This window comes from Pseudomonas sp. FG98, assembly GCF_057808595.1.
In genome coordinates this window covers 48,032-67,655 of the sequence record NZ_JBMDIJ010000028.1, presented here as the reverse complement: position 1 = coordinate 67,655, position 19,624 = coordinate 48,032, and the positions used below count along the sequence as shown (strand labels likewise).

The following is a 19,624-nucleotide window of genomic DNA, read 5'->3' as shown; positions in this document are numbered from 1 at the left end:
TTCCGACTGCGCCGGAAGTGGGGCGAATTATAGAGACATAAAACGGGGCGTCAAGGATTTATTTAGAAAGCAATTCAATAAAGAATTTTGAGCAATATATTGCTCACTCACCCCGGCGTTTAGCATCATAGCCACACTCATCCGACCTTCCACACTGCTTCTATATAAGGAACGCCCTGCCGCAATGAACAACCAGACCCGCAGCCTCGCCGCCACGCTATTCCCCGTCGGCGTCCTGCTCATCGCCATGGCCTCGATCCAGTCCGGGGCCTCCCTGGCAAAAAGCATGTTCCCTCTGATCGGTCCGGAGGGCACCACCACCCTGCGCCTGCTGTTTGCCAGTGTGATCATGCTGCTGTTGCTACGCCCCTGGCGGGCGAAGCTCAGCGCCAGCACGCTGAAAACCGTCATCATCTACGGCGCAGCACTGGGCGGCATGAACTTCCTCTTCTATATGTCGCTGCAGACCGTGCCGCTTGGTATCGCCGTGGCGCTGGAGTTCACCGGCCCGCTGGCCGTTGCGCTGTATGCATCAAGACGCCTGGTGGATTTTCTCTGGATCGGCCTGGCGATCATCGGCCTGCTGCTGCTGATCCCCATCGGAGAAACCAGTGTCGGTGTCGATCCGCTAGGCGCCGGCTATGCGCTGGGCGCGGGGGTCTGCTGGGCGCTGTACATTCTCTACGGACAGAAAGCCGGCGCCGAGAACGGTATCCAGACCGCCGCCCTGGGGGTGGTCATCGCGGCATTGTTCGTCGCCCCCATTGGCATCGCCCATGCCGGTACCGCGTTGCTCAATCCAGCACTGATCCCCGTCGCCCTGGGGGTGGCAATTCTGTCCACAGCCTTGCCCTACACCCTTGAGATGGTCGCCCTGACCCGTTTGCCGGCACGCACCTTCGGCACTCTGATGAGCATCGAACCGGCCTTCGGCGCCCTGTCCGGACTGCTCTTCCTCAACGAAGTACTCAGCCTCGCACAATGGCTCGCGATCGCCGCGATCATCACCGCGTCGGTGGGTGCGACCCTGTCCATGCGCAAGGACACACCTCCCCCGGTAGCCGCCGACTGATTGAGAAATATTTTCATTTAAATTGCCCTAAATGATTGTGCGAGCCGACCTACCCTGTTTAACTGTGCGCCGTGTTTTACTTTGAATTTTTCACTGAACGCAGGGACGAACTAGCATCAGGAAGATGCAACTCGAACGAACACGGGCGCAGACCCGCGCAAAGCGTTAAGGACAGGAATGAAACGAATTTTGCTCATCCTAGCTATCCTGGCTGTCGCTGGTTGTGCCGCGACCGCCAAGGACGAGGTCAAGCACGGCAAGAAGGGGCTGCATATCAACTGCTCCGGCCTCTCCTCTTCCTGGAACAAGTGCTACAACAAGGCGGAAACCTCCTGTGGAGCCAAGGGCTACAAGGTCATCGCCAAGTCCGGTGACAACGATGAAGAACCGGGTGACTATCCCTTCGGCATCAACCCCGCCGGCTACACCAGTCGCAGCATGATCGTCATCTGCAAGTAAGAAAGGGCAACCCATGGGTTGCCCTTATCGTTTCAGTCAGCTGACCGCCTGGGTCCTTTCCCGCAGCCAATCCAGTGCGGCGCCCTCCAGCAGGGGCTCCAGACGTCGACGCACCTCGGCGTGATAGGCATCAAGCCATGCCGCATCTTCCTTGCCCAGCACATCGAGCAGCAGGCAACGAGTATCGATCGGACAAAGCGTCAGGGTTTCGAACTCGAGGAAGTCACCAAACGTGCTCCTGCCCGAGTCACGGTTGATCACCAGGTTCTCGATACGTACGCCCCACTGCCCGGGTCGATAGGTGCCCGGCTCGATGGAGGTGATCATCCCCGCCTGCATCGCCGTGTGAGGGGTTACGGCAGCCTGATAGGCAATGCTTTGCGGCCCCTCGTGAACATTCATGAAATAACCGACTCCATGCCCGGTGCCATGACCGTAATCGACATGCTCTGCCCACAAGGGTGCACGAGCGATTGCGTCGAGCAATGGCGAGGGGATCCCGCGGGGAAACTTCGCCCGCGATAGTGCGATCATGCCCTTGAGAACACGGGTGCAATCCAGCTTCTGCTCGTGACTTGGCGTGCCGATCGGCACCATCCGGGTGATGTCGGTGGTCCCCCCCAAATACTGGCCACCCGAATCGATGAGCAGCAGACCATCGCCCTCGATACGCGCATATGACGCCGGAGTAGCGTGGTAGTGCGGCATCGCGCCATTGGCATTGAACGCCGCAATAGTGGCGAAGCTGAGGCAGACGAAGTCCGGCCGCTTCGCACGCGCTGCCGTCAGTTGCACATCGACGTCGACCTCGGTAACCACCTCACGCCCCTGGGTCTCCTCGAACCACGAGAAGAATTCGCACAACGCCGCACCATCCTGCTCCATCGTCCGGCGAATATGCGCCAGATCCGCATCGCTCTTGCGCGACTTGGCCAAGGTTGTCGGATTGATACCCTCCACCAATCGCACCCCTTCATGCAGATTGGTCAAAAGCCCGCTCGTCACCTTGGCGGGATCCAGCAGCACGCCGCGACCTGCTGCGATGCCAGCAAGCCCGGCCGCAACCTCACTGTAATCGCGCAGTTCGACGCCCTCGGCAAGCAATTGCTGACGCAACGACGCATCCACCTTGCTCTCGGCGACAAACAGAATCGCCACCTCCTGACTTACCAGTGCAAAGGAGACGAACACCGGGTTGTAGGAAACATCACTGCCGCGGAGATTGAACAGCCAGGCGATATCGTCGAGGGTGGCCAGAAAGTGCCAGTCGGCACCGCGTTCGGAAAGCGCCTGGCGCAACGCGGCCAATTTTTCGCGGCGGCCAAGGGTGGCGTGGGGCGGCACATGGGCATACACCGGGTTGGTCGGCAACGCAGGACGATCCGGCCAGATCTGCGCCAACAGGTCCTTGTCCTGGCGCAGGCGCACATTGCGCACACTCAGACGCTCCTGCAACTGCCGCGCCGACGCCAGGGCCATGACCGCCCCATCCACGGCTACCACACCATTGGCGGGGGTGTTGTCCGCCAGCCAGTCCAGCGGGCCCGGTCGACCCGGTTGCAACTTGACCAGTTCGATACCGGTCCCCTCCAGCTCCTGCGCTGCCTGCTCCCAGTAGCGGCTATCGGCCCAGAGGCCAGCGAAATCCGCGGTCAGTACCAACGTACCCACCGACCCCTGAAACCCGGACAACCATTTGCGCCCCTGCCAGTAACCCGGCAGATACTCGGAAAGATGAGGATCGGCGGAAGGCACCAGCAGCGCATCGACCCCTTCGCTGCGCATCACCTCGCGCATCTGCGCCACGCGCGTCCTGATCGCATCCTGCGTTGTCGGTTGAGTGTTCATGCTCGCTCCTTTCATCGCCACGGCCTTGTATTTCAGGCCGCTGATAATGGAGCAGGCCTCAGCCTCGGGCAACACCCCAGAACGCTGCGGGATGCAGTACTGCATGGATGGAGGCAACCGCCTGGTCGACATCCGACACACTGGTGAAACGCCCTAGGCTGAGACGGATGGTCTGCCCCGCCAGGTACGCGTCATGCCCCAATGCCAGCAACACATGGGAGGGGGCCGCACTCCCGGAATTGCAGGCTGAAGTGGAAGAAAATGCCAGGCTCCGGGCAAGTGCCGAGAGGTCCAGGGCATCACCGCTGAACGTCAGGCTCAACGTGTGGGGAATGGATTGTTCAAGGCTGCCGTTTACCAGAAGCCCGGAAATATCCCGCAGCCTTGTAAGAAAACGCTCACGCAAACATCGGATGCGATCCAACTCCTGCTGTTGTACTTCACCCGCAAGTGCAAAAGCCGCCCCCATTGCCGCGATCTGATGCGTCGCCAAGGTCCCGGAACGCAGACCGCCCTCATGACCACCACCATGGATCTGCGCCTGCAGCAGCGGGCGAGCACGATCTCCGACATACAGTGCACCAATGCCCTTGGGGCCGTAGACCTTATGCGCAGAGAACGACGCCAGATCCACCGGCCAATGAGCAAGATCGATCGCCACCTTGCCCGCCGCCTGAGCCGCATCGACATGCAGCAATGCACCCCGCTCGCGCACCACCTGGCCTATGCCCTGAACATCATTGAGCGTGCCCAGTTCGTTGTTTACCAGCATCAGCGAAACCAGGAAGGTATCCGGGCGCAGGGCCTCGGCCACCGCCTGCGGGGTGATCAGCCCCTGGGCATCCGGCGTCAGGTAGGTGACCTCGAAACCCGCCTCCTGCAGATGTCGTGCGGTATCCAGCACCGCCTTGTGCTCGATGCGGCTGGTGATGAAATGTCCACCGCGACGCCCCTCGGCCAGCCCCTTGAGGGCGAGGTTGTTCGACTCGGTCGCCCCGGATGTCCACACCACTTGCTCAGGCCGCGCGCCCACCAGTGCTGCTACCTGCGAACGCGCCAGTTCCACCGCCTGGCGTGCCTGCTGGCCGTAGTGATGCGAGCTTGAGGCGGGGTTACCGAACGTGCCGGCGAAACCGAGGCACTTGACCATCACCTCGATGACTCGCTCGTCGACAGGCGTCGTGGCGGCATAGTCGAAATACAGCGGCAGATTTTCCATGGTTCAAGGCTCTCTGGCAGTTGTCGCCCCGGAAGGCGTTACGCCGTCCGAATCCTGGAGGGAATAGTGCCTCAAACGACATAGAACCAATAATTATCAATTTTCATATTTATATAACTGTATTTTCATCCTGATGAGCCCAGTGAACTTCCCTGTCTTTCGGCACTTCAGAACAGATAACACCCCTGCTGATGGAGCACCTCACCATGCGTCGCCAGACCGACCGCAAGCAGGGCGTGCTGTTGCTCGATACCCGAGAAAGCACGCCCGACCATGAACGAGCCGTGCATCAGGCCCTGGCCCGATCTCTCGCGACCCTGCTGCATACCGAAGTGGTGGAGGCCAGGATGGACGCGCACGACAACCTCTACTACCTGCCCACTGCAACCCTGATCGACCCGCAACGCTATCAACAGTTGGGTATCACCTCGATCGAGGACTTCTTCGGCGGCCTGGTCCCCCATCCCTACATGGCTACCAAGGCGATTTCCCACCCATTGCCCGCCGGAGGTCTGTTTCCCCAAGGCTGGACCGATGATTTCGCCCGCCATGCCAGTGACGCCCTGCTCAAGGGCTACACGGTCTTCAGCCGCGACGATGCCCTGGCCGCTGCCACCCTTTTACTGCGCGACGGTCCCTTGCGAATGAAGCAGGTACGGGCCAGCGCCGGGCGTGGTCAGGAGGTGCTCGACAGCATCGACGATCTCGAGCGCGAACTGCAGCAACTGGATAGCCACGACCTGGCGCTATGGGGGCTGGTACTGGAGGAAAACCTGAAGGACGTTGAAACCTTCAGCGTCGGCCAGGTCCTGGTGGCCGGGATCGTGTGCAGCTACTACGGCGTGCAGCACTGCACCCGCGACCACCAGGGCGAATCGGTCTACGGCGGCTCGGACCTGGTACTGGTACGCGGCGACTACGACAAGCTGCTGCAACTCGAACTGGAAGATCCGCTCCGTCTGGCCATCACCCAGGCACGCACCTATGAGGACGCCGCCTGCGCTTCCTTTCCCGGTTTCCTGGCCTCCCGGCGCAATTACGACGTGGCTCGCGGCCTGAACGCCCAAGGCCATATTTGCAGTGGCGTACTGGAACAATCCTGGCGCATTGGCGGTGCCAGTGGCGCCGAACTGCTCGCCCTGCGCGCCTTCGCCGAAGACCCGAGCCTGCAACGGGTCCGCGCCTCCACCCACGAGGTGTTCGGCGAAACGACCTTGCCCGCCGACGCCACGCTTTTCTATCAGGGGGACGACCGTGAAGTCGGACGAATCTGCAAATACGCGAGGATCCGCGACTATGACCATCCATAGCGAAAGCCTCGACATTCTGGTCGACGGCGAGACCATCGCCGGCACGCTGCTCAGCCCCAGCCCCAAGGTTCCCGGGATTCTCTTCGTTCACGGCTGGGGCGGCAGCCAGCAGCGCGACCTGGCCAGGGCCAAGCACATCACCGGCCTCGGTTGCGTGTGCATGACCTTCGACCTGCGCGGCCATGAAAAGACCGAAAGCCAGCGCCGCAGCGTGACCCGCGAGCAAAACCTCGCCGATCTGCTGGCCGCCTACGACAGGCTGGTCAGCCATCCGGCGGTGGACACCAGTTCGATCGCGGTGATCGGCAGCAGCTATGGTGGCTATCTGGCCACCCTACTGACTCGGCAGCGCCCGGTGAAATGGCTGGCGCTGCGAGTGCCGGCCTTGTATTGGGACGATGAATGGAGCCAACCGAAACAGGCGCTGGACCGCCAGCGGCTATCGCAATATCGCTTGATGACCCTTGGTCCCGGCGATAACCGCGCCCTGGCGGCCTGCGCCGAGTTCGCCGGCGACGTGCTGCTGGTGGAATCGGAAACCGACGACTACGTCCCGCATACCACACTGATGAGCTATCGTTCGGCGTTCGTCTGCGCCCACTCTCTGACCCACCGGATCGTCGACGGTGCCGACCACGCGCTGTCCAGCGATCGCAGCCAGAAGGCCTACAGTGCGCTGTTGACCGCCTGGGTCAGCGAGATGGTGATCGGGGCTCGGCTGGATCGCTACCCGCATCATTCGCCCTGGTACTCATGAACTGGAGTCAGCACTCTCACTGCCGGTTACCTGCCGCCGATAGTCGCTGGGGGCCAACCCGGTGACCTTGTGGAACACCTTGCGAAAGGCTCCCGGATCCTGATAACCCACCCCCCAGGCAATCTGGTCGATGCTGCGCCGGGTGAATTCCAGCATCCGGCACGCTCGCCCGACCCGCACCTGCTGGCAATACTCGGTCGGCTTCAATCCCGTGGCGCTACGGAACCGTCGCAGAAAGGTGCGCTCCTCCAGGCCCGCGCACTCGGCCATCAGCGCCACGCTCACTTCCCGCGCCCCGGTACTCTGCAGCCAGTGCTGGACCTTCAGCACCGCCTCATCGCCATGATCCAGCCGCGGGCTGAAGCTGCTCCCTGCCGGCTTGATCCGCACCGGCTCCACCGCCAGAAAACGCGCGGTCTCGGTCGCCAGGGTGCGCCCGAGAAAGCGCTCCACCAGCTTCAGCCCCACGTCGGTCCAGGCCATCAGGCCAGCACTGGTGATCACATCGCCATCTTCCAGCAACGGCAGGTTGGCCTCGACCCGCACCCGCGGAAAACGCTCGGCCAGTGACTGGGCGAAATTCCAATGGGTGGTCGCCGAGCGACCATCCAGAACACCACTGGCGGCGATGAAAAACACCCCGACACAAACCGACACCAACAATGCGCCCTCGCCATGCCAGGTACACAATTGCTGGCGGTAACGCTCCAGCAGCTCAGCAGTCGGCTCCTGGGTCAGGCTCGGCGGCACGATCATCACCCGTGGCCGGTAGCCCTCCTCGCGATGACTGTCATGAGCGACCGCCAGAACCCCGCCCTCACCCTCCTGCCAATGGCATACCCGTAGCGGCGCGCGTTGCGCCATGCCCAGATCGGCGGCCAGGCGATTGGCCACGCTGAACAGGTCGGTCAAACCATGCACGGCGGCCATCTGCGCGCCGGGATAGACCAGGATGCCGACCTCGATGATTTCGCCTCCACGGCTCATTGTCAGTTTTTCCCGTCAATTTGTCGGTCGCGCCAATCCGCAACGACGCCGGGCAAGCCTATAACTATCTGCCACAGCGTCACCACTCTCCGACATGAGGAAACGACATGAGCAAAAAGGCCCTGGTCATCATCGATATCCAGAACGACTACTTCCCCGGCGGCAAATGGACCCTGGTCAATGCCGACACAGCCGCCGACAACGCGGCGAAAGCCCTGGCTGCCGCACGAGCCCGAGGCGACCTGGTGATCCATGTCCGTCATGAATTCGAATCAGCCGACGCTCCCTTCTTCGCTCCCGACTCGGAAGGCGCTCAGATCCACCCGAAACTGGCGCCACGGGACAACGAGGCGGTAGTGCTCAAGCACAAGGTCAATGCCTTCCTCGACACGCCGCTGCTGCGCCTGCTGGAAGAACAGCGCATCAGCGACCTGACCGTGGTGGGCAGCATGAGCCACATGTGCATCGATGCCGCCGTACGCGCCGCCGCCGATCTCGGTTACAGCGTCAGCGTGCTGCATGATGCCTGTGCAACCCGTGACCTGGAGTTCAACGGTGTCGTGGTGCCAGCCGCTCAAGCCCATGCGGCCTACATGGCATCGCTGGCCTTCGCCTACGCCCAGGTGCTGTCCACCGAGGAATGGCTGGCCGCCTGAGTCAGATCACCACGTTACGCACGAAGCGCGTGGCGACCTCGCCATCGTTGCGATAGCCATGGGTGCGGTTGCTGGCATAGGTGAAGAACTCGCCCGCCGCCAGCACCCACGCTTCGCCGTCGATCAGCAGGGTCAGGGCACCCTCGAAGACGAAGACCTGTTCGCTGAAACCCTCCGGATCGGCATTGGTCTTGTAGAACTCGCCCGGTTCGAGGCGCCACTCCCATAGCTCCACCTCGCGCCGCGCCGGGGTGCTCGCCAGTAGCACCGCCTTGCTGCCGGGGTGTTCACCGGCCCAGGCCAGTTCATTGATACGGCTGGAGTCGCGGTTGTCCGGAGCCTTGATCAGGTCGCTGAAGGCCACGCCCAGGGCTTCGGCGATCAGGTCGAGGGTCGACAGGCTGACATTCTTCTCGCCCGCCTCGATCGCCACCAGCATCCGCCGGCTGACCCCCGAGTTCTCGGCCAGCACGCTCTGACTCAAGCCCGCCTCGTTGCGCAGGCGTCGCACATTCTGGCTGACATGCTGGAGCACCGGAGCGCGATTGGAATCTTTATCCACTGGAATACTCACCGAAGAGAATTTGCGCAGTATACTGCCCACTTTTGCCGCGCGCATTGTGCGGCGTCCTCACTTTCGCGTGCAAGCCATGACTACCGATACCCCTGTACGTCCCTCCTCCACTTTCCGCTTGAGCAAGGCGGAACTGGTGCTGGTGTTCATCACCATGCTCTGGGGTGGCACCTTCCTGATCGTGCATAAGGTGATGACCGTCAGCGGTCCGATGTTCTTCGTCGGCCTGCGCTTCGCCGCTGCCGCTTTCTTTGTCGGACTGTTCTGCTTCCGCTCGCTGCCCGGTCTGACCCTGCGTGAACTCAAGGCCGGGGTGCTGATCGGTGTCTCGATCATGCTTGGCTACGGTTTGCAAACCGTGGGCCTGCAGACCATCAGCAGCAGCCAGTCGGCCTTTATCACCGCACTCTACGTACCCTTCGTGCCAATCCTGCAATGGCTGGTGCTGGGCCGTCGCCCTGGCCTGATGCCGAGCATCGGTATCGCCCTGGCGTTCACCGGCCTGATGCTGCTGGCCGGCCCCAGCGGCGGCGCGGTGCATTTCAGCCCGGGCGAAATCGCCACCCTGGTCAGCGCCGTAGCCATCGCCGCAGAGATCATCCTGATCGGCAACTACGCCGGCAGCGTAGACGTACGCCGGGTCACCGTGGTGCAACTGGCCACCGCCTCGGCCCTGTCGTTCATGCTGGTGGTGCCGACCCAGGAACGCCTGCCCGACTTCTCCTGGCTGCTGCTTAGCGCCGCCATCGGCCTGGGGGCGATGAGCGCGGTCATCCAGGTAGCCATGAACTGGGCGCAGAAGTCGGTTTCACCAACCCGCGCTACGCTGATCTACGCGGGTGAACCGGTCTGGGCCGGGATTGTCGGACGTATCGCCGGCGATCGTTTACCGGGCCTCGCACTGCTGGGCGGTTTGCTGATCGTGATCGCGGTGATCGTCAGCGAACTGAAGCTCGGACGCAAGGAAGAAAAGCCGGCGATAACTGCCGCCGACGAGAAGGAAGCCGATACCGGTTTGTGAGGAAACAGCTCGCTCGTCATGCGGAAACTGTTATAAGAAAAAAGCTTTTTCTTACAATTCTTGTAGGATTCTGCGACAGCTTGCCGGTTGGTGATCACCGGAGCGGCACGTATGATTCCCTGCAAATTTCCGCAGATTAGATATCTATGTCCTTGATAGTTCTACTGCTTCTGCCATTCGTGGGGAGCTGTGTGGCCGGTCTGCTGCCGCACAACGCACGCAACTCGGAGTCGCTGCTGGCCGGCATCGTCGCCCTGATCGGGACGGTGCAGGTGGCCATGCTGTATCCGCAGATCGCCGATGGCGGTGTGATTCGCGAGGAGATCCTCTGGCTGCCGAGCATGGGACTCAACATCATCCTGCGCATGGACGGCTTCGCCTGGTTGTTCTCCCTGCTGGTGCTGGGCATCGGTACCCTGGTGTCCCTGTATGCGCGCTACTACATGTCGCCGCAAGACCCGGTCCCGCGCTTCTTCGCCTTCTTCCTCGCGTTCATGGGCGCCATGCTCGGCCTGGTGATCTCCGGCAACCTGATCCAGATCGTGTTCTTCTGGGAACTGACCAGCCTGTTCTCCTTCCTGCTCATCGGCTACTGGCACCACCGCGCCGACGCCCGCCGCGGCGCCTACATGGCGCTGATGGTCACCGGGGCCGGCGGCCTGTGCCTGCTGGCGGGGGTCATCCTGCTCGGCCATGTGGTCGGCAGCTATGACCTGGACAAGGTCCTGGCTGCCGGCGATACCATTCGCGGCCATGCGCTCTACCCCGTCCTCCTGCCCCTGATCCTGCTCGGCGCCCTGAGCAAGAGCGCGCAATTCCCCTTCCACTTCTGGCTGCCCCACGCCATGGCGGCGCCCACGCCGGTTTCGGCCTACCTGCACTCCGCGACCATGGTCAAGGCCGGGGTCTTCCTGCTCGCCCGGCTATGGCCGGTCCTCTCCGGCACCGAAGAGTGGTTCTGGATCGTCGGCGGCGCCGGTGCCTGCACCCTGCTGCTCGGCGCCTACGCGGCGATGTTCCAGAACGACCTCAAGGGTTTGCTGGCCTACTCCACCATCAGCCACCTTGGCCTGATCACCCTGCTGCTCGGCCTGAACAGCCCGCTGGCGGCGGTGGCGGCGGTGTTCCATATCCTCAACCACGCTACCTTCAAGGCCTCGCTGTTCATGGCTGCGGGGATCATCGACCACGAGAGTGGCACCCGTGATATCCGCAAACTCAGCGGTCTGTTCCGTTTGATTCCGTTCACCGCGACCTTGGCCATGGTGGCCAGCGCCGCGATGGCCGGGGTGCCGTTGATGAACGGTTTCCTGTCCAAGGAAATGTTCTTCGCCGAGACCGTGTTCATCTCCTCCACCGCCTGGGTCGAAGCGGCCCTGCCGGTGATCGCCACCCTGGCCGGGACCTTCAGCGTCGCCTATGCCCTGCGTTTCACCGTCGACGTGTTCTTCGGCCCCACCGCTACCGATCTGCCGCACACCCCGCACGAGCCGCCACGCTGGATGCGCGCACCGGTCGAGCTGCTGGTACTGACCTGCCTGGTGGTCGGCATCTTCCCCGCGCAGTCGGTCGGTCCGCTGCTGGCCGCTGCGGCGTTGCCGGTGGTCGGCGGCGAACTGCCGGAATACAGCCTGGCGGTCTGGCACGGCTGGAACGCACCGCTGATCATGAGCCTGATCGCCATGTGCGGCGGGATCCTGCTCTACCTGGCGCTGCGCAAGCAGTTCCAGCACGGTCGCTTCCGTTATCCGCCGCTGATCGAGCGCTTCAACGGCAAGCGCCTGTTCGAGCGGGGTCAAGTCGTGATGATGCGACTGGCCCGGCGCATCGAGCGGATCTTCACCACCCAGCGCCTGCAGAAGCAATTGTTCATGCTGGTCCTGGCCGCCCTGGTGGCGGGCATGCTGCCGCTGCTGGCCCACGGCCTGAGCTGGGGCGATCGCCCGAAAATCCCGGGTTCAGGTGTGTTCGTGATGCTCTGGCTGATCGCCATTGCCTGCGCCATCGGCGCCGCCTGGCAGGCCAAGTACCACCGTCTCGCGGCGCTGATCATGGTCGGTGTCTGCGGCCTGATGACCTGCATCACCTTCGTCTGGTTCTCCGCCCCTGACCTGGCCCTGACCCAGCTTGTGGTGGAAGTGGTCACCACGGTGCTGATCCTCCTCGGCCTGCGCTGGCTGCCACGGCGGATCGAAGGCGTATCGCCACTGGCCGGCTCCCAGGAGCGGGCGCGCCTGCGCCGCCTGCGCGACCTGGTCCTGGCCGTGCTGGTGGGCGGTGGCATGGCGGTGCTGTCCTACGCCATGCTGACCCGGCCGACACCCAACTTCATCTCGTCCTTCTACCTCAGCCGCGCGCTGCCGGAAGGCGGGGGTACCAACGTGGTCAACGTGATGCTGGTGGACTTCCGCGGCTTCGACACCCTCGGCGAGATCACCGTGCTGGTGGCCGTGGCCCTGGCCGTGTTCGCCCTGCTGCGGCGCTTCCGCCCTCCACGCGAGAGCATCCAGTTGCCAGCGCAACAGCGCTCGCTGGCCCCGGACATGGTCACCGACCTGGTCAACCCGCGCCACGCCGAAGACACCGCGCTGGGCTTCATGATGGTGCCGGCGGTGCTGGCGCGGCTGGTGCTGCCAATGGCCCTGCTGGTCTCGATGTACCTGTTCATGCGCGGCCACAATCAGCCGGGCGGCGGTTTCGTCGCCGGCCTGGTGATGTCGGTGGCGTTCATCCTCCAGTACATGGTCGCCGGTACCCAGTGGGTCGAGGCGCAAATGAGCCTGCGGCCGCTGCGCTGGATGGGCACCGGGCTGCTCTGCGCGACCCTGACCGGAGTCGGCGCGCTGCTGTTCGGCTACCCCTTCCTCACCACCCATACCGCGCACCTGCACCTGCCAGTGCTGGGTGACCTGCATATCGCCAGCGCGCTGCTCTTCGATATCGGCGTGTTCACCGTGGTGGTCGGTTCGACCCTGCTGATCCTCACTGCCCTCGCCCACCAGTCGGTACGGGCACACCGACCGCAGCCGAAAGCCACCACTACTGCATCCACTACAGGAGGAGCCGCCTGATGGAAGAAGTCATCGCGATCGCCATCGGTGTTCTCGCCGCCTCCGGGGTCTGGCTGATCCTGCGCCCGCGGACCTACCAGGTGATCATGGGCCTGTGCCTGCTGTCGTACGGGGTCAATCTGTTCATCTTCAGCATGGGCAGCCTGTTCATCGGCAAGGAACCGATCATCAAGGACGGCGTGCCCCAGGACCTGCTCAACTACACCGACCCGCTGCCCCAGGCCCTGGTCCTCACCGCCATCGTCATCAGCTTCGCCATGACCGCGCTGTTCCTCGTGGTGCTGCTGGCCTCCCGCGGTTTCACCGGTACCGACCACGTTGACGGACGGGAGCCCCAGGAATGAGCGGGATGCAACAACTGATCGTCGCACCGATCCTCCTGCCGCTGCTGACCGCCGCCCTGCTGCTGTTGCTCGGGGAAAAACGCCGGCCACTGAAAGCGCGGATCAACCTGCTGTCGACCCTGACCGGACTGGGCATCGCCATCAGCCTGCTACTGTGGGTCAAGGACCAGGGCCAGGCCACCTCCATCGGCGTGTACCTGCCGGGCAACTGGGCGGCGCCGTTCGGCATCGTCCTGGTGCTGGACCGCCTGGCCGCGCTGATGCTGGTGCTCACCGGCATCGTCGGCACCAGCGCCCTGCTCTTCGCCCTGGCCCGCTGGGACCGTGCCGGCGCCAGCTTCCACGCGCTGTTCCAGATCCAGCTGATGGGCCTGTACGGCGCCTTCCTGACCGGCGACCTGTTCAACCTGTTCGTGTTCTTCGAGGTGCTGCTGGCAGCGTCCTACGGCCTGCTGCTGCACGGTTCGGGACGTGCGCGGGTCAAGGCCGGCCTGCACTACATCGCCATCAACCTGTTCGCCTCGTCACTGTTCCTGATCGGTGCGGCCATGCTCTACGGCGTGACCGGAACCCTGAACATGGCCGACCTGGCGATGAAGATTCCCCTGGTACCGGAGGCCGACCGCGGCCTGCTGCATGCCGGCGCGGCGATCCTGGCCATCGCCTTCCTGGCCAAGGCCGGGATCTGGCCGCTGAACTTCTGGCTGGTGCCGGCCTATTCCTCGGCCAGCGCGCCGGTCGCGGCACTGTTCGCGATCATGACCAAGGTCGGTTTCTACACCGTGCTACGCCTGTGGACCCTGCTGTTCTCCGGCCAGGCCGGCGCCTCGGCGTTCTTCGGTGGCGAGTGGCTGGTCTACGGCGGCCTGGCCACCCTGGCCTGCGCCGCCGTATCGATCCTCGCCGCGCAGCGCCTGGAACGCATGGCCAGCCTGAGTATCCTGGTGTCCGCCGGAACCCTGCTGGCGGCCATCGGTTTCGGCCAGGCGGCCCTGACCTCGGCGGCGCTGTTCTACATGGTCAGCTCGACCCTGGCCCTGTGTGCGCTGTTCCTCCTGGCCGAACTGATCGAACGTTCGCGCTCGGCCAACGAGCTGCCGCTGGACGACGATGCCGACGTGCTGCCGTCGCCGCTGGAGTCGCTGCAACCGCCCAAGGGCATCAACCTCGACGACGAACAGAAGGCCGTGGTCGGCCAGGTCATTCCCTGGACCATGGCCTTCCTCGGTTTCAGCTTTATCGCCTGCGCCCTGCTGATCATCGGCATGCCGCCGCTGTCCGGCTTCGTTGGCAAATTCAGCCTGATCACCGCCCTGTTCAATCCGCTCGGCATGGGCATGCCGAACGAGCAGGCCCTGCCCGCCAGCGGCTGGGCCCTGCTGACGCTGCTGATTCTCTCCGGCATGGCGTCGCTGATCGCCATGGTCCGTTTGGGCGTGCAGCGCTTCTGGAAACCCGAGGAACGCCCTTCACCGCTGCTGCGCCTGTATGAATGCGTGCCGATCGTGGCCTTGCTCAGCCTCTGCGTCGTGCTCAGCCTGTGGGCCGAGCCACTGATGCGCTATGCCCAGGACACCGCCGCCAGCCTCCAGGACCCTGGGGTGTATGTCGAAGCGGTACTGGGCACCCGGCCGATTCCCGGTCCTGCCACCCTTGAGGGCACCACCTTGGGCAACGTCGGACAGGTGCAACCATGAAACGACTGCTCCCCGCCCCGCTGCTGTCCCTGGCCCTGTTTGTCCTCTGGCTGGTGCTGAACCTGTCGATCAGCCCGGGCAACATCCTGCTTGCCCTGCTGCTGGGGATAATCGCACCGCTGCTGATGTCGCCACTGCGCCCGCAGGCCGCGCATATCCGCAATCCGCTGGCGATCATCCGCCTGATCCTGCGGGTCGGCCTGGATGTACTGGTGTCCAACCTGCAGGTGTTTCGCAGCATCTGGCGCCTCGAACGCAAGCCGCCGCGCTCGCGCTTCGTGCACATCCCGCTGGACCTGCGCGATGCCCATGGCCTGGCCGCGCTGTCGATGATCACCACGGTGGTACCGGGCACGGTATGGTCGGAACTGGCCCTGGACCGCAGCGTCCTGCTGCTGCATGTGTTCGACCTGGACGATGAAGCGGCCTTCATCGAGCACTTCAAGAGCACTTATGAACGTCCGCTGATGGAGATCTTCGAATGACCGGCCTGCTCGCCAACGCCATCATCGCCAGCCTGTTCATCTTCACCATCGCCATGGCCCTGACCCTGGTCCGTGTGTTCCGCGGCCCTTCCGCCCAGGACCGGGTGCTGGCCCTGGACTACCTGTACATGCTGGGGATGCTGATGATGCTGGTACTGGGTATCCGCTACGCCAGCGACACCTATTTCGAAGGGGCACTGCTGATCGCCCTGTTCGGCTTCGTCGGCTCGTTCGCCCTGGCCAAATTCCTTCTGCGCGGCGAGGTAATCGAATGACCGCTCCGGTATTGCCGTTCTGGCTGGAAATCGTGGTTGCCGCGCTGATCCTGATCAGCAGCCTGTTCGCCCTGACCGGTGCCATCGGCATCCTGCACCTGAAGGATTTCTTCCAGCGCATGCACCCGCCGGCGCTGGCCTCGACGCTCGGCGCCTGGTGCGTGGCGCTGGCCTCGATCCTGTATTTCTCGGGATTGAAGGAAACCCCGGTGCTACATGCCTGGCTGATCCCGATACTGCTGTCGATCACAGTACCGGTGACCACCCTGCTGCTGGCCCGCACCGCCTTGTTCCGCAAGCGCATGGCCGGCGAGGATGTACCGGGCGAGGTCAGCAGTCGCGAACAGGACTGAAGCCCGTCACGCCCCTTCGCTCAGGCGCTGCAGCTCGCGCCTGACCATTGCCGCGTACTCCGCAGGTTCGAGCTGATACAACTGCCCGGCGACCCAGTTCAGCCACTGCCCCTGCAACTCGTCCCGCCGCGCCAGCCACTGGCGCGCCTGCTCTTCGGCGCGGGCCTGGTGGCGCTCATGGAAGGCGCGGCGCCCGGTCACTCGCTGGCCTTGAAGGTCAGCTCGCCCTTGCGCCATTTGGCAACCTTGGCGGTGGCGGCCTTGAGGGTCTTGGACAGCCCCTCGCTGATACGCTCGTGCGCGGCGAACACCATCATCACCGCGCGCCCTTCGCGAAAGACGATGCCCTCGCCTTCCGGCATGCTGACGAAGGCGTATTCGCCCAGACCGTAGATGGTCTGCTTGATGTCGCGGAAGCGAATTTCGAACTTGCCGCCTTCCCGGCTTGGCAAGACGGCGGCACGGAAATGATCTCCGACCTTCAGTTCCAGACGTTGCTTGTCGTCCACCACCAGTGTGTCCGCCGTCTCGACCTCGGCCATGTACAGGCCGTCGGGGCTTTGCTCGGTGATATAGACGAAAGGCGACTGAAACTGTTTGACCAGTTTGCCGCGAAGATCTCCCAGCACGAACAGGGCGTGCATATCCAGATTGCTGACTGCCAAATGAAAATTCCTCAAAAACCGAGATCACACTGACGCCCGTGACGAAAATGTCCCACGGGCATGCCGTACTTCATTAATTCGAAGTCCGAAAGACTAATGAGTTGGAACCAATAAGTAGCGGCCCGGAGGCGTCGCACATTGTGGGAAATTGCACTTTCCCATGCCTGAATTGGCGTAGTTGCGAACGTCTGACCGACATTGCGCGGTGAAAATTCCGTGTTTCACCGCTTCCTCGCGGCGCGAGGCGATCCGTAAAAGATCGCCCCGTTGCGTCGGGAAGCTGATGGCCCACCGCACAGGGAAGCGAATATGCACGAAAACACGGAAACCCGTCGAGGGGTGTGTGCTGTTTGCAGGTGAGAAATTTCTGTTCCGAGGGCTGTTACAGGATTTGATTCAGGTGCTGTTCTTCCGGGCCCTATCGCTGGCAACGCCAGCTCCCACAGGTATTGCGTGCGACAAGGCCCTCAAGAACAACTAACGAGCTCCCGGCATTTTCTCCGGCCGGTACCCCAACCGCAGCCCGCCCCAATGCCGCCCATTGACCTTGATCGGCACCGACAGGTCATGCATCAGTTCCCCGGTATCGCGGGTGTAGGTCTGCAACAAGACCCGCTGCTGATGGCTACCGCAACGAATCCCGGTTCGGTCGTCGAACTTGCGCTTGCTACGGTTGTGCGCAGTGTCGGTGGCTTCGTCACCGGTGAGCGCCTGGTTGAAGGCGTTGTTGTGGGTCGGCACATAGCCCTGCTGGGTGCAGGCGATCACATAGATCAACCCTTCGTGCTCGCGCAGCAACGGCTCCTGGATTCCCGGCAGGACCTGGTCGGTGTAGTGGTCGAAACGAGTGCGATAACGGGCCGGCCGGGTACCCGGCAACAACTGGTACTGACGGTCGAACAGGTCGTCATGACTGATCCGCCCGTCGCGGATATCCGCTTCGAAACGCTCGGCGATCTGCTGAGCGCCGCGCAGGGCCAGATCGAACACCCGCTGGTGATACTCATCCAGCCCAACCTCGGCCAGGCGCTCGCTGATGTTTTCCGCCTGCCCTTCCATCTGCACCGCGGCCTCGGCCAGGCGCTGGGTCTGCTGGTCGCTGATGGCCAGGTCGCCACGCATCTGCTCCACGGCCTGGAACAGGCTATCGAGTTGGGTGCGGGTGGTTTCGGTCCCGCCGGCGATCTCGGTGATCTGCTGCTCCACATTCGCCGCCAGGCCAGCGATGCTGTCCAGTTGCTCGCCGGTGTGCTCCACCTGGCCGACACCGTTGTGCAGGTCATCCGACAGCGCGCGGATCTGCTCCACCACCTGGGCGGTGCGCTGCTGGATTTCCGCGACCATCTGCCCGACTTCCTCGGTGGCACTGGCGGTACGCCCGGCCAGGCCACGGACCTCGTCGGCAACCACGGCGAAGCCGCGCCCGTGCTCACCCGCGCGGGCGGCTTCGATGGCGGCGTTGAGGGCCAGCAGGTTGGTCTGGCTGGCGATGGCCTGGATCACCAGGGTTACCCGGGCGATATCCTCGCTGCGCTGGTGCAGGGCCTCGATCAGCTCGCGGCTTTCATTGGCGCGGGAACTGAGCAGGTGCATCAACTGGATCGACTCGGCCAGCACCGAACGCCCGGCGGCACTGCTCTCGTGGGCCTGCTGGGCCGCCACCAGGGCGTCGCGGCTGAGCTGGGAAGTGACTTTCTCGGTACCGATCATGACTTCGGCGCTGCTGACGATACGCGCCGCCGAGGACAGTTGGGATTGCAGCTTGTCCGCCAGTTGCTTGACCGAATAGGCCACGCCGGCCGCCGACAGGGCGTTGTGACTGGTGACCTGGGCCAGGTCGCGGGTCAGTTCGGCCAGGGGGTCATGCACCGCCACCGGCGCCGGGCGCGGCCGGCTGCGCAGATGGGGCAGCCACAACACCAGCAACGCCAGTGGCAGGCAGAACCAGAAGGAAATATCGGCAAAGGCCATGGCCGCCAGCAGTACCACCAGCACCAGGCTCTGCAGTACCACGCCCGACCAGCCGCGGCCGACCTTGGGTGCCGGGTCCGCTTGTGCCAGGCTGGCTGGCAGAGATCCGTCTCGCATCATGACTGTGGCTCCCCGTTGTTATTGTGGTGTCATTAAACGCCACTACAACGCCATTAGCCATGCTTCCTTCGGCGTAAGCCGACCCGGCCTTGATACAGGACAACTTCCGCGATTTTCGCGCGCGCGAAAACGAAAGCCCCGGGCGCGTGGCCCGGGGCTTTCGTGGTACCGCGCCGGATCAGACCTGGCGCTGGTGCTTGTCCAGTTGCTCGTGACGCTCTTGCGCCTCGATGCAGTACTTGGTGGTCGGGCTGATCAGCAGACGCTTGAGGCCGATCGGCTCGCCGCTGTCGTCGCACCAGCCGAAGCTGTCGTCGGCGATGCGGCCCAGGGCCATTTCCAGCTGCGGCAGCAGGCGCTGGTCACGCTCGATGGCGTTGACCAGCCAGTGGCGCTCTTCTTCGACCGAGGCGGCATCGGCAGGATCGGCAGGCGAGTCCAGGCTTTCGATGGTTACACGGCTCTGCTCGATGCGCTCCTGGGTCTCCACCTTCATCTGCTTGAGCAGATTGGAGAAGAAAGCCTGTTGCTCGGCGTTCATGTAGTCATCGGCCGGCATGGCCAGCAACTTTTCCTTTGTCATTGATATCTCTAATAAAAATGTACGTGCATTTAGACGAATCGGGTGCCGCGGCGAGCGCGTCGCCAGCAGCGGAATTCTTCAAGCACCAGCCGGTACTCAATTTACAGGGGGCGGCAGTCTAAGGCCGAGCCTCATGGCGGGCAACAGAAATGACTGC

General features: G+C 63.3%; 20 protein-coding genes. 12 read left to right on the top strand and 8 right to left on the bottom strand.

From position 1 onward, the window contains the following. The first annotated feature begins 184 nt into the window (after nucleotides 1-184). On the top strand, nucleotides 185-1,072 hold the full coding sequence (gene rhtA / locus ACODSK_RS17610; protein WP_489017906.1) for a threonine/homoserine exporter RhtA: 888 nt from the start codon (nucleotides 185-187) through the stop codon (nucleotides 1,070-1,072). Nucleotides 1,073-1,249: 177 nt separating this feature from the next. Further along, nucleotides 1,250-1,531, top strand: coding sequence for a hypothetical protein (locus ACODSK_RS17605; protein ID WP_489017904.1), 282 nt, complete (start codon nucleotides 1,250-1,252; stop codon nucleotides 1,529-1,531). Nucleotides 1,532-1,567: 36 nt separating this feature from the next. Here the strand turns inward: ACODSK_RS17605 and ACODSK_RS17600 are convergent, their stop codons facing one another. Both ACODSK_RS17600 and ACODSK_RS17595 read right to left on the bottom strand, forming a co-directional pair. Then, nucleotides 1,568-3,379, bottom strand: coding sequence for an aminopeptidase P family protein (locus tag ACODSK_RS17600; RefSeq protein WP_489017911.1), 1,812 nt, complete (start codon nucleotides 3,377-3,379; stop codon nucleotides 1,568-1,570). A gap of 58 nt (nucleotides 3,380-3,437) precedes the next feature. After that, complete coding sequence (locus tag ACODSK_RS17595) at nucleotides 3,438-4,598, bottom strand: cysteine desulfurase family protein (RefSeq protein ID WP_489017902.1); 1,161 nt, start codon at nucleotides 4,596-4,598, stop codon at nucleotides 3,438-3,440. Between the two features lie 206 nt (nucleotides 4,599-4,804). Between ACODSK_RS17595 and ACODSK_RS17590 the strand changes: the two genes are divergently transcribed. Together ACODSK_RS17590 and ACODSK_RS17585 are read left to right on the top strand one after the other, a co-directional pair. Then, nucleotides 4,805-5,908 (top strand): DUF3182 family protein, encoded by a 1,104-nt coding sequence (locus ACODSK_RS17590; protein WP_489017900.1) that lies wholly within the window; start codon nucleotides 4,805-4,807, stop codon nucleotides 5,906-5,908. Continuing rightward, a complete protein-coding gene (locus ACODSK_RS17585) occupies nucleotides 5,895-6,665 on the top strand; it encodes an alpha/beta hydrolase family protein (protein WP_489017899.1) in 771 nt (256 codons plus the stop codon). Before ACODSK_RS17590 ends, ACODSK_RS17585 begins: the two co-directional genes overlap by 14 nt. Here ACODSK_RS17585 and ACODSK_RS17580 read toward each other — a convergent pair. After that, nucleotides 6,660-7,652: a GlxA family transcriptional regulator gene (locus tag ACODSK_RS17580; protein ID WP_489017898.1), complete on the bottom strand. Its 993-nt coding sequence runs from the start codon at nucleotides 7,650-7,652 to the stop codon at nucleotides 6,660-6,662. The genes ACODSK_RS17585 and ACODSK_RS17580 overlap by 6 nt on opposite strands. 107 nt (nucleotides 7,653-7,759) lie before the next feature. Between ACODSK_RS17580 and ACODSK_RS17575 the strand changes: the two genes are divergently transcribed. Beyond that, nucleotides 7,760-8,308, top strand: coding sequence for a cysteine hydrolase family protein (locus tag ACODSK_RS17575; protein ID WP_489017896.1), 549 nt, complete (start codon nucleotides 7,760-7,762; stop codon nucleotides 8,306-8,308). A 1-nt stretch (nucleotide 8,309) separates the two neighbouring features. On the opposite strand, the gene ACODSK_RS17570 is transcribed toward ACODSK_RS17575, so the two are convergent. Then, nucleotides 8,310-8,870, bottom strand: coding sequence for a helix-turn-helix domain-containing protein (locus tag ACODSK_RS17570; RefSeq protein WP_489017895.1), 561 nt, complete (start codon nucleotides 8,868-8,870; stop codon nucleotides 8,310-8,312). 88 nt (nucleotides 8,871-8,958) lie between these two features. On the opposite strand from ACODSK_RS17570, the gene ACODSK_RS17565 reads away from it, so the two are divergent. From ACODSK_RS17565 to ACODSK_RS17535, 7 genes are all read left to right on the top strand, one after another. After that, on the top strand, nucleotides 8,959-9,903 hold the full coding sequence (locus ACODSK_RS17565) for a DMT family transporter (protein WP_489017894.1): 945 nt from the start codon (nucleotides 8,959-8,961) through the stop codon (nucleotides 9,901-9,903). Between the two features lie 146 nt (nucleotides 9,904-10,049). After that, on the top strand, nucleotides 10,050-12,974 hold the full coding sequence (locus tag ACODSK_RS17560; RefSeq protein ID WP_489017893.1) for a monovalent cation/H+ antiporter subunit A: 2,925 nt from the start codon (nucleotides 10,050-10,052) through the stop codon (nucleotides 12,972-12,974). Further along, nucleotides 12,974-13,318, top strand: a complete 345-nt coding sequence (locus ACODSK_RS17555) for a Na+/H+ antiporter subunit C (protein ID WP_042128349.1) — start codon at nucleotides 12,974-12,976, stop codon at nucleotides 13,316-13,318. The genes ACODSK_RS17560 and ACODSK_RS17555 overlap by 1 nt, the downstream gene beginning before the upstream one ends. Further along, nucleotides 13,315-15,015, top strand: a complete 1,701-nt coding sequence (locus tag ACODSK_RS17550; protein ID WP_489017892.1) for a monovalent cation/H+ antiporter subunit D — start codon at nucleotides 13,315-13,317, stop codon at nucleotides 15,013-15,015. Before ACODSK_RS17555 ends, ACODSK_RS17550 begins: the two co-directional genes overlap by 4 nt. Continuing rightward, on the top strand, nucleotides 15,012-15,500 hold the full coding sequence (locus ACODSK_RS17545; RefSeq protein WP_489017891.1) for a Na+/H+ antiporter subunit E: 489 nt from the start codon (nucleotides 15,012-15,014) through the stop codon (nucleotides 15,498-15,500). The genes ACODSK_RS17550 and ACODSK_RS17545 overlap by 4 nt, the downstream gene beginning before the upstream one ends. Continuing rightward, the gene (locus ACODSK_RS17540; protein ID WP_489017890.1) at nucleotides 15,497-15,775 is read left to right on the top strand and encodes a K+/H+ antiporter subunit F; all 279 of its coding nucleotides are present in this window, start codon (nucleotides 15,497-15,499) and stop codon (nucleotides 15,773-15,775) included. The genes ACODSK_RS17545 and ACODSK_RS17540 overlap by 4 nt, the downstream gene beginning before the upstream one ends. After that, nucleotides 15,772-16,128: a Na+/H+ antiporter subunit G gene (locus tag ACODSK_RS17535; protein WP_489017889.1), complete on the top strand. Its 357-nt coding sequence runs from the start codon at nucleotides 15,772-15,774 to the stop codon at nucleotides 16,126-16,128. The genes ACODSK_RS17540 and ACODSK_RS17535 overlap by 4 nt, the downstream gene beginning before the upstream one ends. A 6-nt stretch (nucleotides 16,129-16,134) precedes the next feature. On the opposite strand, the gene ACODSK_RS17530 is transcribed toward ACODSK_RS17535, so the two are convergent. The 4 genes from ACODSK_RS17530 to ACODSK_RS17515 all read right to left on the bottom strand — a co-directional run bounded on the left by ACODSK_RS17530 (nucleotide 16,135) and on the right by ACODSK_RS17515 (nucleotide 19,467). Continuing rightward, entirely contained in the window at nucleotides 16,135-16,329 is a 195-nt protein-coding gene (locus ACODSK_RS17530; protein ID WP_489017887.1) for a hypothetical protein, read from the bottom strand. Then, complete coding sequence (locus ACODSK_RS17525; protein ID WP_489017886.1) at nucleotides 16,326-16,793, bottom strand: hypothetical protein; 468 nt, start codon at nucleotides 16,791-16,793, stop codon at nucleotides 16,326-16,328. The genes ACODSK_RS17530 and ACODSK_RS17525 overlap by 4 nt, the downstream gene beginning before the upstream one ends. 477 nt (nucleotides 16,794-17,270) lie before the next feature. Further along, the gene (locus ACODSK_RS17520) at nucleotides 17,271-18,503 is read right to left on the bottom strand and encodes a methyl-accepting chemotaxis protein (RefSeq protein WP_489017910.1); all 1,233 of its coding nucleotides are present in this window, start codon (nucleotides 18,501-18,503) and stop codon (nucleotides 17,271-17,273) included. A 559-nt stretch (nucleotides 18,504-19,062) separates the two neighbouring features. Beyond that, a complete protein-coding gene (locus ACODSK_RS17515) occupies nucleotides 19,063-19,467 on the bottom strand; it encodes a TraR/DksA family transcriptional regulator (protein ID WP_489017885.1) in 405 nt (134 codons plus the stop codon). Nucleotides 19,468-19,624: the final 157 nt, after the last annotated feature.